Annotated in this window: 11 protein-coding genes; 1 reads left to right on the top strand and 10 read right to left on the bottom strand. The window is 69.5% G+C overall.

What is annotated here, in order from left to right; genetic code table 11:
* Positions 1-112: 112 nt before the first annotated feature.
* The gene (locus tag E0L17_RS05560) at positions 113-1,489 is read right to left on the bottom strand and encodes a M14 family zinc carboxypeptidase (RefSeq protein WP_167930264.1); all 1,377 of its coding nucleotides are present in this window, start codon (positions 1,487-1,489) and stop codon (positions 113-115) included.
* 89 nt (positions 1,490-1,578) lie between these two features.
* Here E0L17_RS05560 and E0L17_RS05565 point away from each other — a divergent pair, with 89 nt between their 5' ends.
* Complete coding sequence (locus tag E0L17_RS05565; protein ID WP_167930265.1) at positions 1,579-3,198, top strand: ABC transporter substrate-binding protein; 1,620 nt, start codon at positions 1,579-1,581, stop codon at positions 3,196-3,198.
* 128 nt (positions 3,199-3,326) lie between these two features.
* On the opposite strand, the gene E0L17_RS05570 is transcribed toward E0L17_RS05565, so the two are convergent.
* The 9 genes from E0L17_RS05570 to E0L17_RS05610 form a co-directional block, all read right to left on the bottom strand.
* On the bottom strand, positions 3,327-3,908 hold the full coding sequence (locus E0L17_RS05570; protein ID WP_167930266.1) for a DJ-1 family glyoxalase III: 582 nt from the start codon (positions 3,906-3,908) through the stop codon (positions 3,327-3,329).
* Between the two features lie 36 nt (positions 3,909-3,944).
* Positions 3,945-4,403, bottom strand: coding sequence for a PTS sugar transporter subunit IIA (locus E0L17_RS05575; RefSeq protein ID WP_167930267.1), 459 nt, complete (start codon positions 4,401-4,403; stop codon positions 3,945-3,947).
* A gap of 83 nt (positions 4,404-4,486) precedes the next feature.
* A complete protein-coding gene (gene ruvB, locus E0L17_RS05580; RefSeq protein ID WP_167930351.1) occupies positions 4,487-5,542 on the bottom strand; it encodes a Holliday junction branch migration DNA helicase RuvB in 1,056 nt (351 codons plus the stop codon).
* Positions 5,542-6,174: a Holliday junction branch migration protein RuvA gene (ruvA, locus tag E0L17_RS05585; RefSeq protein WP_167930268.1), complete on the bottom strand. Its 633-nt coding sequence runs from the start codon at positions 6,172-6,174 to the stop codon at positions 5,542-5,544. Before ruvA ends, ruvB begins: the two co-directional genes overlap by 1 nt.
* A complete protein-coding gene (gene ruvC, locus E0L17_RS05590; protein ID WP_167930269.1) occupies positions 6,171-6,677 on the bottom strand; it encodes a crossover junction endodeoxyribonuclease RuvC in 507 nt (168 codons plus the stop codon). Before ruvC ends, ruvA begins: the two co-directional genes overlap by 4 nt.
* Positions 6,678-6,740: 63 nt before the next feature.
* A complete protein-coding gene (locus E0L17_RS05595) occupies positions 6,741-8,555 on the bottom strand; it encodes a nitrilase-related carbon-nitrogen hydrolase (protein WP_167930270.1) in 1,815 nt (604 codons plus the stop codon).
* Between the two features lie 135 nt (positions 8,556-8,690).
* Positions 8,691-9,074: a desulfoferrodoxin gene (locus E0L17_RS05600; RefSeq protein WP_167930271.1), complete on the bottom strand. Its 384-nt coding sequence runs from the start codon at positions 9,072-9,074 to the stop codon at positions 8,691-8,693.
* 235 nt (positions 9,075-9,309) lie between these two features.
* The gene (gene dnaE, locus E0L17_RS05605; protein WP_167930272.1) at positions 9,310-13,140 is read right to left on the bottom strand and encodes a DNA polymerase III subunit alpha; all 3,831 of its coding nucleotides are present in this window, start codon (positions 13,138-13,140) and stop codon (positions 9,310-9,312) included.
* 632 nt (positions 13,141-13,772) lie between these two features.
* Positions 13,773-14,828, bottom strand: a complete 1,056-nt coding sequence (locus tag E0L17_RS05610; RefSeq protein WP_167930273.1) for a type IV toxin-antitoxin system AbiEi family antitoxin domain-containing protein — start codon at positions 14,826-14,828, stop codon at positions 13,773-13,775.
* Positions 14,829-15,183 lie beyond the last annotated feature (355 nt).

The raw sequence follows: 15,183 nt of genomic DNA on the forward strand, positions 1-15,183 counted from the left end.
GCACGTCACAACCAGCCGAGTGACTGATTTCGTACAAACGGAGCCCCCTACGGGGCCTCATCCGTCCAAAACACGTCACTCACTCGCGCAGGAGGGTCGAGAAGGACGTGCGTCACGCCAGCCCGCGCACGTGCGCGACGGCGAGAAGGGCGCTCTCGAGCTGCGTGGCAACGAGGTCGCGGATGGGAATCGCCCGGTAGCTCGAGCGCGCCTCGAAGTCGGCGCAGGCCTCGCGCAGCCATGACTCCGCCTCGGCCCCGACCTCCGCCGCGACGACGCGCTCGGAGGGGGAGAGCCGGCGCTCGGACGCCTCCCAGTCGATCGCGGAGAGCAGCATGCCCACGTTCCTCGAGCGGTAGAAGCGGCGCACGACGTCGGCGTCGAAGGCCTCGGCGACGGTCGCCTCGCGCGCGAACGCCGGGTCGTCCGTCGCCTGGCGCCGCAGGGCCGCGTCGGAGGCCGCGAAGGACTCCGCGGCGAGCGCCCGGCGATACGGGTTCTTCTCGCCCAGGACGCCGCCGAGCGCGGACAGCCATCCCTCGACGAGTCCCCCGCACGCGCCGACCCAGTCGAGCCGGGCGAGAAGGACCTCGGAGAGGGCGCGCCCGCACCCCGAGCCGTCCTCGATGGCGCGGTCGTAGAAGTAGGGGATCTCGCACACGAGGCCGAAGGTGCCGTGGCGGCGCGCCGCGTAGGCCGCGCTCGTCGTGCCGTGCCCCACGAGCGCGGCCGGGTCCCCGGCGCCGAGAGACTCGTAGTAGTCGTAGGCGTCCTCCGCCCCGAGGGCCCCCAGGACGGCCGGCGCGAGCTGCCGGGCGTAGGGCATCTCGGGCGTGGAGAGGTCGAGCGGGACGCCCCTGCGCCGGGCGGCCTCGCGAAGCGGCTCCCAGAGCGCGGGGGTGGGCTCCGTCTCGTACCAGTACGCCCCGCCGAAGCTGCAGTTGTGCAGCGAGAGCAGGAGGTCGGGCCGCACCTCGTCGATGAGGCGCATCCCGCAGGCCGCCTCGGGCGTGGGGGCGTCGAACGCGAGCCGCTTGTGCCGCACGGGGAAGGTCCAGTCCGGCTGGTCCGCGAAGTCGGGGCGGAAGTAGTGGCGCGCGTAGTCGAAGAGCGTGAAGGGGCCCTTGAGCCAGCCCTCGTTGAGGGCGAGCCCGTCTATGTCCCACGCCTTGACGAGGTGCCAGGTGACGCCCAGCTCCGCGGCGAGGTCGGGCTCCGCGGCGAGGCGCTCGGCGAGGTAGCTCACCGTCATCACGCCCACGGGCTCGTTGGGGTGCGGCGCCCCGAGCGCCACGGCGGCGCGCTCCCCCGTCCCGACGGTGAGGCACCTGACGGGCCTGCCCTCGCGCGAGCGGCCGAGCTCCGTCACGCGCACGGCGTGGGCACAGGCGAGCTCGTCCGTGGCCGCCTCGAGCTCGTCCACGGTAAGGAAGCACGGGTAGTCCGGGACTCCCCGGAGAAGGCTCTCGCACGCGCTGGCAAACGACATGGCACCTCCCGCAGACCTGATGACGTAACGTCTCGTCTTTGTTGCTACGATACGCTACATCCGCACATTCAGATACCTTGGAGGCCACCATGTCGCACTCTGACCCCACAACGACGCCGCTCATCACCCGTCGCTGCGCGCTCGCCGGCGCGGGAGCCCTCGCGCTCGGGCTCGCCGCGTGCTCGGATGACGGGGGCGCCTCGGGCGACGCCGCCCAGGAGCGCGTCTTCACCTGGGGCGTCAAGAACACCAAGGAGACCCTCGACATGCAGCACTCCACGCAGAACGGGACCATCCCGGGCGCGATCTGCGAGTGCCTCGTGTCCTTCTCGCAGGACGACGGCACGGTGTCGCCCGTCCTGCTCACGGGGCTGCCCGAGGCGAGCGAGGACGGCCTCACCTACTCCTTCGAGCTCGCGGAGGGCATCACCTTCCACGACGGCTCCGCCCTCACCTCGGAGGACGTGCGCTACACCTTCACGCGCATGTTCGTCCCCGAGCAGGCGTCGGTGTGCTCGGGCTACTACGTGATGATCGTCGGCGCCCAGGCCATGCTCGACGGCGAGGCCACCGAGCTCGAGGGCTTCACCGTGGAGGACGAGCGCCACTTCACCATCAGGCTCGAGTACCCCTACGCGCCCTTCGTGAGCGCGCTCACGCTCGCCTTCGCGGAGATATTCCCGCACGAGGCCTGCGAGGCGGCGGGCGACGACTGGGGCATCGGCACGCTCGTGGGCACGGGCCCCTACCGGCTCGTCTCCAGCACCGAGACGGGCGTCTCGCTCGAGGCCTTCCCCGACTACCACGGCGGGGCGCCGTCGCTCGACCGGCTCGAGATCGTCTACATCGACGACAACAACACCAAGATGCTCAACTACAAGGCCGGCGACGTCGACGCCTGCGAGCTCGACGCGACCCTGCTCTCCCAGTACCAGGGAGACGCCGAGGTGGCCGACCAGATCATCTCCTACGAGCCGATGGGCACCTGCTTCGTCAACATCAACCTCGGCATGCCGGAGTTCTCAGACCCGCGCGTGCGCGAGGCGCTCTCCCTCGCCATCAACCGCCAGGAGCTCGTGGACACCCTGCTCTCGGGCGCGGGCACGCCCGCGACGCAGTTCCTGAACCCGCGCGAGATCGGCTACGACGACTCTCGCGAGGCCTACGCCTACGACCCCGAGCGCGCCCGCGAGCTGCTCGCCGAGGCCGGGGCCGAGGGTCTCTCCTTCACCGCGATGACGCGCGCCTCCGAGCAGAACATCATGGTGGCGCTCCAGGCCTACTGGGCGGAGATCGGCGTGGACGTGAAGGTCGAGACGCTCGACAACGGCGTCTGGACGGAGACGCGCGCGCAGGGCGGCATGCCCGCGACCATCGTCACCTGGCTCACCACCGTGCCGCTCGAGGGCGCCGTGCACCTCTCCTCGTGGTTCAAGACCGAGAACGCGGCCAAGCGGAGCTCCTTCTACGCCAACCCCGAGTTCGACGCCACCTGCGACGAGGCCCTCTCCGAGCTGGACGAGGACGGGCGCGCCGAGCTCGCCCAGCAGGCCGACCGCATCCTCACGCAGCAGGACTGGGGCACGATCCCGCTCTACTATCCCAAGCGCCAGATCGTCTGCCGGCCGTGGGTGTCCGGCATCGAGTTCCAGAACGCCATCATCGTCCTGAACGACGTCTCCGTGGACATGGAGCAGAAGAGCGCGTAGCGAGGCGTGCAAAGGGGACAGGCACTTTCGCACGGAAGACCCGTGCGAAAGTGCCTGTCCCCTTTGCACGCTGACTCGTTTTGAGTTGCCTAAAAGGGGCCTGTCCCCTTTTAGGCCCTTTTAGGCAACTAGCGCAGGACGACGCCCTCGCGGACGCGGTCCACGGCCTCGTCCCCCAGGTAGTGGCGGACGATCTCGAGCGCGAAGAGCATGGCCGTGCCCGCGCCCTGGCTCGTGATGAGGTTGTCGTCCACGACCACCGGCTCGTCGGCGAGAAGGACGGCACCGTGCTCGACGAGCACGTGCTGGAAGCCGGGGTTGGAGGTGGCGCGTCGCCCCTCGAGCAGGCCGAGCTCGGCCAGGATGGACGGGGCGGCGCAGATGGCGGCGAGCGGCCGGCCGGCGGCGGCGCGGGCGACGAGCTCCTCGCAGAGCGGCCCGCACGCCCTCAGGTTCGGCGTGCCGGGGATGCCCCCGGGCAGCACGAGCATGTCGTAGTCGTCAAACGAGAAGCCCTCGTCGAAGAGCGAGCGCTTGCAGGCGATCGTGACCTCGTGCGACGACGTCACCGTGCGCTCGGGCGTGATCGCCACGGTGTCGCAGGGAATCCCCGCGCGAAAGAGAAGGTCGACGACCGTGAGGCCCTCGATCTCCTCGAGCCCGGGCGCCACGAACACGGCCACGCGCCTCTCGCTTGCCTGCTTGAACATGTCTTCCTCCTTCGGGCTGCGCCGCGCGCCGCCGCGCTAGTCCACCGCGATTCCCGCGTTGATGGCATCCGCGATGGCCTGCGGGTCGTCGGTGCCGCGAATGACGGTCTTGAAGTCGTCCTTCATGAGAAGGACGGCGGTCTTGGAGAGGAGCCTGATGTGCACGGTCCCCGCCTCCCCCTCCGGGACGAGCAGGGAGATGGCGACATCGATGGGCTTGTCGTCGAAACTCGGCCAGGAGATGGGGTGGTCGTTCTTCACCACGATGACCGATGCCTCGAGAATGGCGGGCGACTTCGCGTGGGGCACGGCAAAGCCGTCGGTCATGCCCGTCTCCCCCATCGCCTCGCGGGCGAGGAAGGCGTCGCAGACCACGTCGGCGTCGCTCGCGAAGCCGAGCTCGACCGCCCGCTCCGAGATGAAGCGGAGCATGTCCTCCCGCGTGTCGATGCTCTGGCCGACGAAGACGCTCTCTGCCCTGACGAAGTCGCTCACGTGAGTCTCCTTTGCTCCCGGCGCGCCCCCAAGGCCCGCCCTGTGCCCATGATAGCGGTTACGAGGCGGGCCCGCAGGACACGCTAGCGCTCCGGCGGCTCGATCCCCAGGTGGTCGAAGGCGGCGAGCGTAGCCTGGCGGCCCTGCGGCGTGCGCACGATGAGCCCGCGCTGCAAGAGGTACGGCTCGTAGACGTCCTCAAGCGTGGAGGGGTCCTCGGAGACGGCGCTCGCCACGGTGGTGAGCCCTACCGGGCGGCCGCGGAAGGTGCTGCAGAGCGCGGTCAGGATGCGCACGTCCATGGTGTCGAGGCCCATGGCGTCGATCTCGAAGAACTCGAGCGCCTCGGCGGCCACCTCCCAGGTGATCGTCCCCTCGCGCTTGACCTGGGCGTAGTCGCGCACGCGCTTGAGCAGGCGGTTGGCCAGGCGCGGCGTGCCGCGCGAGCGCGAGGCGATCTCGGCCGCGCCCTGCTCGTCGATCTCAACCCCGAGGATGTGCGCCGAGCGGCTCACGATGACGCCGAGCTCCGCGGGCGTGTAGTAGTCGAGGCGGTACGAGATGCCGAAGCGGTCGCGGAGCGGCCCCGTGAGCAGGCCCGTGCGTGTGGTGGCGCCCACGAGCGTGAAGTGCGGGACGTCGATGCGGATGGAGCGCGCCGCCGGCCCCTTGCCGATCACGATGTCGAGGAAGAAGTCCTCCATCGCGGGATAGAGGATCTCCTCGATCTGGTGGTTGAGGCGGTGTATCTCGTCGACGAACAGGACGTCGCCCGCCTCGAGGTTGGTGAGGATGGCAGCGAGGTCGCCGGCGCGCTCGATGGCGGGGCCCGAGGTGGTGTGCATCTTGGCCCCCATCTCGTTGGCCACGATGCCCGCGAGCGTGGTCTTGCCGAGGCCCGGGGGGCCCGAGAAGATCACGTGGTCAAGCGCCTCGCCGCGGTCGCGCGCGGCCTGGATGAGCACGCGGAGGTTCTCCCGCACGCGCTCCTGGCCGATGTACTCGTCGAGCGTCCTCGGCCTGAGCGTGCGGTCCTGGTCGAGGTCGTCGGCGGTGAGCTCGCCCGTGACGTCGCGCGGGCCCGCGGGACGGGCGGGCGCGGCGCTGGCGAAGAGGTCCTTCTCGCTCGCCTCCCACATCATCGGCCACTCCCCAGGCGCCTCAGGGCGTAGGCGAGGACCTGCTCGATGGTGACGGCTCCGGCCCCCTCATGCCCCTCGAGGGCGAGCTCGGCCTCCTGGGAGGTGAAGCCCATCGAGAGCAGCGCCTCGGTCGCCTCCGCGGCGACGCCCGCGCCCGAGGCGGCCGCCGGCAGGGGCGTGGCGTCGGGCTCGGCGAGGCCGACGAGCCCGCGCAGCTCGGCGCTCTTGGAGAAGACGTCGGAGAGCTCCACGATGAGGCGGCTCGCCTTCTTGCGGCCCACTCCCGGGACCTGCGCCATCCGCGCCGCGTCCTGCGTCGTCACGATCTGCGCGAGCACGGAGGGCGAGAAGGTCGAGAGGACCGAGAGGGCGAGCTTGGAGCCCACGCCCGAGATGGCGCGCAGCTGGTCGAAGAGGGCGCGCTCCTCGCGGGTGGCAAAGCCGTAGAGCTCCATCGAGCCGTCGCGCACCACCATGCGCGCGAGCAGCGTCACGCCCGCCTCGCCCACGTGGGGCAGCGACGCGGCGGTGGTCGACGAGACGCCGAGCTCGAAGCCGACGCCCCCCACGTCGAGCACGACATGGGTGGGCAGCGCCTCGATGAGCGTGCCGGTGAGCTGGACTATCACGTGAGGACCCTCCTTGCCTCCCCGAGGCTCTTCGTTCTGACGACGTTCGCGTGGCACACGGCGGCGGCGAGCGCGTCGGCCGCGTGGTCGGGACGCGGGTCGTGGTCGAGCGCCAGGACGTTTCTCACCATGTAGATGACCTGGTGCTTGTCGGCCGCGCCTGTCCCCACGACGGCCTGCTTGATCTGCATGGGAGTGTACTCCCCCACGGCGAGCCCCGCCGTCGAACACGCGACGATGGCGGCGCCGCGGGCCTGGGCGGTGGCGATGGCCGACTTGGTGTTCTCGCCGAAGTAGATGCTCTCGATGGCGAGCTCGGTGGGGCCGTAGCGGTCTATGACCCTCCTGAGCTCCGAGTAGATTCTGCCCAGCCGCAGGTCGATCGGCTCGGAGGCGTGCGTCGTCACGCAGCCGTACGCCCGCGCCCGGCAGGTGGCGCCCCTGGTCTCAACGACGCCCCAGCCCGTGTGCGCGAGCCCTGGGTCGATGCCGAGTACGACCATCTGCCTCCTCCCATGATACGAACGTTCGTTCTATCATAGCACGGCACGTCCTTCTCGCAAGCCTCAGTTTTCCGAGAAGGGCCCGTCCCAGAGCGGGTGCGGCCCCTCCCCCTGGGCGCCGTGCCGCCCGCCGGGCTCCCCCGTCTGGCCGAGGGGCGAGAGCCCGCCCCCTTGGGAGAAGTCACGCAGGTAGCCGAGAAGGTCGCGTACGTCGCGCTCGTGCCCCGCCGCCGCCGCGGGCGACCGGGGCGCGGCGGGCGCCTCGACGCCGCCCTCCTCCGCCTCGCGGAGCCGCTCGAGGGCCTCTGCGGCCCGGCCCATCGCCCGCTCGTCTTCGGCCCGCGCGCGGTCCCGCCAGGCGAGCCCGCGGGGCGAGCGCGCCTCGGCGAGCGTCTTCGACGAGAGCTCCAGGACGAGCCCGCGGGAGACCCGCGCGGAGTCGAGGTCGCGCAGGCGTCCGACGATGGCGTTGACGGCCTCCTCGTTCCCACGCTCGGACACGATGTCCGAGACGGGAAGCTCCCACTCGACGTAGCTCGAGAGCACGAGGTCGACGAAGCCGAGGCGCGCCTCGGGCGTGGGGTGGGAGCGCTCGAGCCCCGAGAGGGGAAGCTCCGGCCGGGGGACGGCCGCGTCGGCGGGGATCACGGGCGAGATGGTGTTGCGCAGGTGCGCGAGGGCCACGACGTCCGACCGGTAGAGGTCGCCGATCGGCTGGAGGCGCGCCGCGCTGGCGCGGGCGCGGCCGTCGAGCGCGAGCGCGGTCTTGTCGGCAGAGCCCAGCGGCACCGCGCCCGTGCGCCGCGCGAGGTCCGCGAGGCGCGCCTCGGCGAGGTCGCGCGAGAGCTCCTCGTCCGCCCCGTCCGCCGGCGCGAGCCGCTCGACGCGCTCGTCGGGGATGCGAAGCGCCCGGACGAGCGACTCCGCCACCGCGTCGCGCCCCGCGTCACCCGTGCGCCGCACGAGCGCGCGGACGCGCAGGGGCCCGAGCGCGTCGGTCGCGAGCGTAGCCACGAGCAGGGAGCCGATCTGGTCGTCAACCAGCACGCAGGCGCCGGCCTCGCCGCCGCACTCCTCGGCGAGGCCCGCCGTGAGCGCCCCCCAGGTCATGAGCGGCGCGTCATAGACCTCGGGCGCGAGCGGCTCGGCAAGGGGGCCCTCCGCGGAGGGGTCCACGTCGCACACGAGCAGCGCCTCCTCGAAGCTCGGCGCCTGGGCGGCGAGCTCGCCCCACGGCGCGAGCACGAAGCTCGACCCGCAGAAGACCTGCCCGTCGTAGCAGCCCACGCCCCCGACGCCCACGACCCAGGCCCCGGTCGCCTCGGCGTCGGCGAGGTAGCGCCCCTCGCTGATCGAGCTGCCGAGCGCGCTCGAGACGTCGTCGGCCGCAAAGCCATAGCCGGAGAGGAAGAGGATGACGTCGACGTCGTACTCGAACTCGTCGTACTCGTCGAGGTCCTCGTAGGTGAAGGCGACGCCGATCCGCGCGCCCGCGAACTCGAGCTCCGGCAGGGCGTGCGCGTCCCCCTCCTCGGATGCCGCCGCCTCGAGGTACGACGTCAGGCGCACCGGCACGACGGCCCCCGACGAGACGAGCATCGCCTCGGGAAGCGCGACCCCGTCGAAGTCCGTGAGCACGGGGACGAGGCACGGGCAGGCGAGCTCGTCGGCCAGGCCGAGCAGGCACTCGGCCAGGTCGAGGAGAAACCCCTCCCGGTCGACGTAGGGCACGGGCGAGGCGCCGCAGAGCGCGGTCGCAGGAAAGACGAGCAGGTCCACGTCCTTCTCGGCCGCCGCGCGCGACTGCTCGGCCATGCGCCTCGACGTCTCCTCGAAGTCGCCCGCGCGGGTCCCCATCTGCGCGATCGCAATCCTCATGTCCGCCCCCGTCCTCTCGTTCCCAGTCTCATCCGATTGTGCCACAGCGCGGCCCGGCCATGCGAAGGGCCCCGGTTCCCCGGGGCCCTGAGTCGCCGCATGCCTAAAAGATGCCTAAAAGGGGCCTGTCCCCTTTTAGGCGAGCTCGGTCTTCCAGAGGCCGTGGAGGTTGCAGTAGGCGTAGACGGTGCCGCCCTCGGAGCAGCAGGCGCCGAACTTTGCCTTGGGCTCGTCGCCCGGCTTCAGGTGCTTGAGGCAGAGCTTGCCGTCGGTGGCGAGCGCGACCCACTCGATGTAGTGCTCCTCGGCCATGGGGTGGGCGACCTCTCCGACGGTCACGACGATGTGGTTGCCGTCCTTGACGGCCACGGGGACGTGCTTCTCGGTCGCGGCGTCGGTGGAGCCGGCGACGAGCAGCTCCATGGGCTCGCCGCAGCAGCTCGGGGTCACGCCCCCGTCCTTGACGACGGCCACGATGTTGCCGCAGTGGTTGCAGCGATAGAACTTGACCTCAGCCATGGTGGGTCCTCTCTCTGGGATTGGGCGGCGCCCTCTGCGTCGCCTTTCCCCATTGATACCCAACAGGCCGCAATTCTAGCCACGTCGCGAGGAGCGTCGCGAATCCCCCGCACAGCGGCTCCGCGGGGCCGAGGAGACGCTCTTCTCGTGCGAAGGGGACAGTCACTTTTGCACGCTATGTCCCCAGCGTGCAAAAGTGACTGTCCCCTTCGCACGGTCCCCTTCACGCGACGCCCTACGCCACCTTGACGTGGCCCTGGCGCCCCACGAGGTCGACCATCTCGGCGAGAAGGACCATGTTGCGCGCGTCGATGCGCGCGGGGAGCTCCATGCGCATGATGTCGCCCGTGCTCGACTCCACGCGCATCTCCACGCGGTCGAGGCCGGGGTAGCGCCCGAGGATGGAGCAGAGGCTATCCATGTAGGGCCGCGTGAGCAGCCCCGCGGGGATGTTCACCTCGAGCACCTTGGGGCGGTTGCTCCGCTCGTCCAGGACCAGGGGCTCGACGTTCATGCAGATGACCTGGTTTCCGCGGTCGCCGCGCTCGAGCTTGCCCTCCACCTTCACGAAGACGTCTCCCTGGGTCTCGCCCGTCTCCTCGTCGACCTGGCCCACGAGGGCGCCCGCGCACTTCTTGTAGAGCTTCGGGAAGACCACGAGCGTGACCTCGCCCTCCATGTCCTCGAGGGTGACGATGGCCATGGAGTCGCCGTTCTTGGTGGTCTTCTTCTGCACGGCGTTGACCATGCCCGCGAGGCGGATGACCTTGCCCTCGGGCACGCGGAAGCGCTCGTGCACGCCGCCCGTGGGGTCCGTGTACTCCTCGGCGACCTCGATGTCCGCGATCGTGTAGTCGCGGTTCTTGGCGAGCGCGTACTCGTACGGGCGCAGAGGGTGGTCGGAGACGTAGAGGCCGAGGACCTCGTGCTCCTTGGCCAGCTTGACCGAGCGGTCCCACTCGACGCCGTCGGGCTCGGGCACGGTGTTCTCGAAGCCGGAGCCCTCCACGTCGCCGAAGAGGTCGAACATCGAGAACTGACCCGCGGCGCGCGTCTTCTGCCGCTTGGCGGCAGCGTCGATGATGTTCTCGGGGTTCGTCTTGTCGACGAAGCGCATGAGCTGCATGCGGGTGTATCCCGTCGAGTCGAAGGCGCCCGAGCAGATGAGCGCCTCCACCACGCGGCGGTTGGCCTGGCCGGAGTCCATGCGGTCCACGAAGTCGTGGAGGTTGACGAAGGGCCCGTTCTTCTCGCGCTCCGCCATGATGGCCTCGCCCACGCCCTCGCCCACGCCGCGGATGCCCGCGAAGCCGAAGCGCACGCCCTCGGGGACGGCGGTGAAGTCGCGGCCGGACTCGTTGATGTCCGGCGGCAGGATGGCCACGCCCTCGTGGCGGTAGGCCGTGACGTAGTGGACGATCTTGTCGGTCTTGCCCATGTAGGACGTGAGGACCGAGGCCATGTACTCGCGCGGGTAGTGCGCCTTGAGCCAGGCCGTCTGCATGACGAGGATGGCGTAGCCCGCCGAGTGGCTCTTGTTGAACGCGTAGGACGCGAACTCGAGGACGTCGTCCCAGATCTTCTGGGCGATATCCTTCTTGTAGCCGTTCTTGACGGCGCCGTTCATCCAGTGGTCGTAGGTGGTCTCGTCCTTGCCGTCGTCCCAGTGGAAGACCGTGGAGGTGAGGAGCTTGATCTTCTTCTTGGCCACGGGCTTTCTGATGCGCGAGTCAGACTCGCCGGCCGAGAATCCCGACATCTTCATCGAGATCTTCATGACCTGCTCCTGGTAGACCATGGTGCCGTAGGTCTCCCCCAGGATGTCGTCGAGGCGCGGGTCGTAGGAGACGGCCTCCTCGCGGCCGTTCATGCGGTTGATGTAGCTCGTGACCATGCCGGCGCCCAGAGGGCCAGGGCGGTAGAGGGCGATAAGAGCGACGACCTGCTTGTACTCGGTGGGGCGCATGTTCTTGATCGTGGACGTCATGCCCGCGGACTCGATCTGGAAGACGCCCGCCGTGCGGCCCTCGCGCATGAGCCTGTAGATCTCAGGGTCGTCGAAGGGGATCTCGTCGACGTTGATGTCGATGCCGTGGTTGGCCTTGATGTTGGCGAGGGCCTTTGAGATGACCGTGAGGGTTCGAAGCCCCAGGAAGTCCATCTTGAGCAGGCCCATGTCCGCGACCGAGTGGCCCTCGTACTGGGTGATCTCGACGCCGCCCTTGGTGTCCACCTTGGTGGGCACGTGGTCGTTCACCGGCGTGGGCGCGATGAGGACGGCGCAGGCGTGGACGCCCTCGCCGCGGTGCATGCCCTCGATCGAGAGCGCCGCGTCGATGATGGAGCGCGAGTCGGCGTCGTTCTTGTACGCGTCCTCGAAGTCCGGGGAGTACTGGTCGGGTGCCTTCTCCGACTTGTGGAGGGCGTGGTCGAGCGTGAGCTTGGGGTCGTTGGCGAGCATCTTCGAGAGCTTCTGGCCCTGCCACACGGGAAAGCCCAGGACGCGCGCGGCGTCGTTGATGGCCTGCTTGGCCTTGATCGTGGAGTAGGTGATGACGTGGCAGACGCGCTCGGGGCCGTAGAGCTGGCGGACGTGCTCCACGACCTCGAGGCGACGCTCATCGTCGAAGTCCATGTCGATATCGGGCATCTCGGAGCGCTGCGGGGAGAGGAAGCGCTCGAACATGAGGCCGTTGTCGAGCGGGTCGAAGGTGGTGATGTCCATCGCGTAGGCCACGATGGCGCCAGCGGCCGAGCCTCGACCCGGGCCCACGCCGATGCCGTTGCGCTTTGCCCAGCGCACGTACTCCTGGACGATCAGGAAGTAGTCCGCAAAGCCCTTCTCGCAGATGACCTTGTACTCGTACTCGAAGCGCTCGCGGACGTTCTCGCCGCCGATCTCGAGCTCGCGCCAGTTCTCGCCGTAGCGCTTGGCCAGTCCCGTCTCGCACTCCTTGCGGAAGCGCTCCTCCGAGGTCTCGCCGGGGTCGAGGTCCGGGAACTTGGGCAGGTACATGTGCGACCAGTCGAGCTCGAAGGCGCACTTCTCGGCCACCTCGAGCGTGTTGTCTATCACCTCGGGGGCCCACGAGAAGAGCTCGCGCATCTCCGCCTCGCTCTTGAGGTAGAACTCGGTGCCGGTCATGCGCTTGCGGTTCTCGTCGTCGAGCTTCGAGGCGGTGCCGATGCAGGAGAGGACATCCTGCGTGGGCGCGTCCTCGCGGGTGAGGTAGTGGTTGTCGTTGGTGGCGATCACCTTGATGCCGAGCTCGTGGCCGAGCCGCAGGATCTGCTCGGAGAGCGTGCGGTCCGTGAAGCCGCCCCAGTTGGGGTCGGCCAGGCCGTGGTCCTGCACCTCGAGGTAGAAGTCCTCCCCGAAGATCTCCTGGTAGGCGAGCGCCCAGCGCTTGGCCTCGTCGGGGCGCCCCTGGAAGTACATGCGCGGGATGATGCCCGAGACGCAGGCCGAGGTGCAGATGATGCCCTCGTGGTAGCGGCGCAGCATGTCGAGGGTGGTGCGCGGGTAGTAGTAGAACATGTCGCCGGAGGCCGCCTCGCTCATCATCTTCATGAGGTTGACGTAGCCGGTCTCGTTCTTGGCGAGCAGGATCAGGTGGTAGCGGTGCTGCTTGGTGCCCTTCTCGATGCAGTCGTCCGTGATGAAGTAGGCCTCGCAGCCGAAGATCGGCTTGATGAGCAGGCTCGGGCGGTTGGCGCGCACGGCGTCGAGGTCATGGGTCTCGTTCCAGATGCGCACGTCCGCGGCCCACTGGGCGTGGACGCGGTCGTGGGGGCGGGCGTCGTCGGCGTCCGGCTCGGGCTCCTCGAGCTCCCAGCCCTTCTGGAAGCACTCCACGTCATGGCGCCACTGCCCCATGTCCTTCTGGGCGTCGTTGTACTTGCGGCACTCGAGGTCGAAGTCCGGGATGCCGAACATGTAGCCGTGGTCCGTGAGCGCGAGCGCCGGCATCTCGAGGTCGACGGCGCGCTTGACCATGTCCGAGACGCGCGTCGCCGCGTCAAGGATGGAGAAGTCGGAGTGGTTGTGCAGGTGAACGAATGCCATGCGTGGTCCCCGTCAGCTATGCGTCAGTTGTGTGTCACCTAGTCTAGCCGATGGCCCGGACGCAGGGTGCCGGGGCCGTGGGCACCCGACCTGCGACGAGTCACGTTTCCGCAGGTGACAACCACAGGAATTCTTCATGACGGCTGGCGAGAAGAACGGGCGGGGCGGCGACGTTTCCGGCCGGCAGGGCGTCGCGAATCCCCCGCGCGACGACTCCGCGGAGCCGAGGCGACGTCTCTGGACGGCAAAACGTCGCGAATCCCCCGCACGGCAACTCCGCGGGGCCGAGACGACGTTCCCGGGCCGCGGGGCGTCGCGAATCCCCCGCATACCGGCCGTGCGGGGCCGAAGCGACGTTCCCGTCCCCGGGTTTGTCGCGAATCCCCCGCGCAACGGCTGTGCGGGGCCGGGGCGACGTTCCCGAGCCCAGGTTTGTCGCCAATCCCCCGCGCGGCGGGTGTGCGGGGCCGAGGCGACGTTCCCGGGCCGCGGGGCGTCGCGAATCCCCCGCATACCGGCCGTGCGGGGCCGAAGCGACGTTCCCGTCCCCGGGTTTGTCGCGAATCCCCCGCACGACAGCCGTGCGGGGCCGAGGCGACACCCACGGGCGGCGCGGGGCGACCGAGCGGCCATCAGCAAACGCGCCTGATAGACTCCCAGTCCGGGACCATCCCCGTGCCGTCCGGCAGCGCCAGCTCCGAGCCGCGCCGCGGGACCCCGTGGCGGTCGAGGTGCTCCGCAAACGCGACCGGGTCGTCCGTCAGCCCGAAGCGGAATCTCATCATGACGACGTTGTAGAGGCTGATGCGCGACTCGCGGTTCTTCTCGTCCGAGAGCACCTCGTCGAGGCTCCGCCCGCGCGTCATCTCATCCACCACGTATTTGTCCGTGCCGTCGAGCTCGCCGAGGATGACGACCCCGTCCGCCCTCACCCAGCAGTAGTCAGCCCGGAAGGGCGCTCCTCCCTCGACGAGGTTGGGCACCTCGACCTGGAGCTCGGGGCACGCGAAGCCGAGCAGGAGCATGCGCGCCCGGGCGATGGACTCCCCGCCGTTCTCGCTCCTCGGGTCCGCCCAGGCAAGGGTGCCGCGGACGAGGTCCTTCCCCCGGGACCCGTCGCGCACGGACTCGACGTACGACGCGAACTCCTCGCGCGACACCACGCCGGAGCGCAGGGCGGAGTCGATCATCCCGAGCCCGCGCGGGAAGTCGGTCCTCCGAAGGCAGTCGAACATCGTCCTCTCCGGGCCGGTGACGCGCAGGCCGCCGACCACCTCGATCCCGCTCGTCCCCTCCCCCTGGCGCAGGATGGGGTGCCTGTGGACCAGCGTCCCGTTTGGGCTGTGCCCGCCGCGCGTCGTCGCAACGTGGACGTTTCCCTGAAGCGACCACGAGACGTCGACCCCGTACGCGACGGCGGCCGTCGGCCCGCAGAACACCCAGTCGGGATGTTTCTCCTGAAGCCCGCGCGCGAGGAACATCGTGCGCTGGTCCGTCTTGAGCCCCTCCCAGCGCCCCGCGCTCACGTAGAGCCCGCGGGCGGGCGAGACCACCGTCCCGGCGGCGACCCTCCGCTCGAGCGCGCGATAGACGCGCGCTGACCCGCGCCCCCTCAGGACGAGGCAGCGCCCGCCCTCCTCCGCCTCCGCAAGCAGTTCGGCGACCTCGCCCTCAACGCCACGACTCATGCGATCCCCCCTCTCAACACGCTTCCCTTTCTTTTTCGATTATCACAAGGAGGTATCTCTTTATGATGCTGTATTCAATTTATGATTTATTTTTCCACGCAGTTTTGTGGCAGCTGCGTGGCAGTGTCCGGCAACGTTTCCCTGGCGAGAAGAACGGGTGGCCGCAGATCGCACGGGATCGCACGCCTTGTCGAGGATTCCCCGCACGGCGGGTGTGCGGGGGCCTGGCGACATTCCTGGGCGACAGGGTGTCGCGAATCCCCCGCTCAGTCCCCATGCGGGGCCGAGGCGACACTTCCCACCCCGGGTTCGTCGCCAAACCCCCGCATCTCGGCTGTGCGGGGCCGAGGCGACA

This window comes from Olsenella sp. SW781 (assembly GCF_012027725.1).
GTDB lineage: Bacteria > Actinomycetota > Coriobacteriia > Coriobacteriales > Atopobiaceae > Thermophilibacter.

Excerpts from the sequence above, each read along its gene's own strand:
- E0L17_RS05600 (WP_167930271.1), bottom strand. The coding sequence starts at position 9,074 with ATGGCTGAGGTCAAGTTCTATCGCTGCAACCACTGCGGCAACATCGTG.
- E0L17_RS05560 (WP_167930264.1), bottom strand. The coding sequence starts at position 1,489 with ATGTCGTTTGCCAGCGCGTGCGAGAGCCTTCTCCGGGGAGTCCCGGAC.
- E0L17_RS05610 (WP_167930273.1), bottom strand. The coding sequence starts at position 14,828 with ATGAGTCGTGGCGTTGAGGGCGAGGTCGCCGAACTGCTTGCGGAGGCG.
- E0L17_RS05570 (WP_167930266.1), bottom strand. The coding sequence starts at position 3,908 with ATGTTCAAGCAGGCAAGCGAGAGGCGCGTGGCCGTGTTCGTGGCGCCC.
- ruvC (WP_167930269.1), bottom strand. The coding sequence starts at position 6,677 with ATGGTCGTACTCGGCATCGACCCAGGGCTCGCGCACACGGGCTGGGGC.
- dnaE (WP_167930272.1), bottom strand. The coding sequence starts at position 13,140 with ATGGCATTCGTTCACCTGCACAACCACTCCGACTTCTCCATCCTTGAC.
- ruvB (WP_167930351.1), bottom strand. The coding sequence starts at position 5,542 with ATGTGGGAGGCGAGCGAGAAGGACCTCTTCGCCAGCGCCGCGCCCGCC.
- E0L17_RS05565 (WP_167930265.1), top strand. The coding sequence starts at position 1,579 with ATGTCGCACTCTGACCCCACAACGACGCCGCTCATCACCCGTCGCTGC.
- E0L17_RS05595 (WP_167930270.1), bottom strand. The coding sequence starts at position 8,555 with ATGAGGATTGCGATCGCGCAGATGGGGACCCGCGCGGGCGACTTCGAG.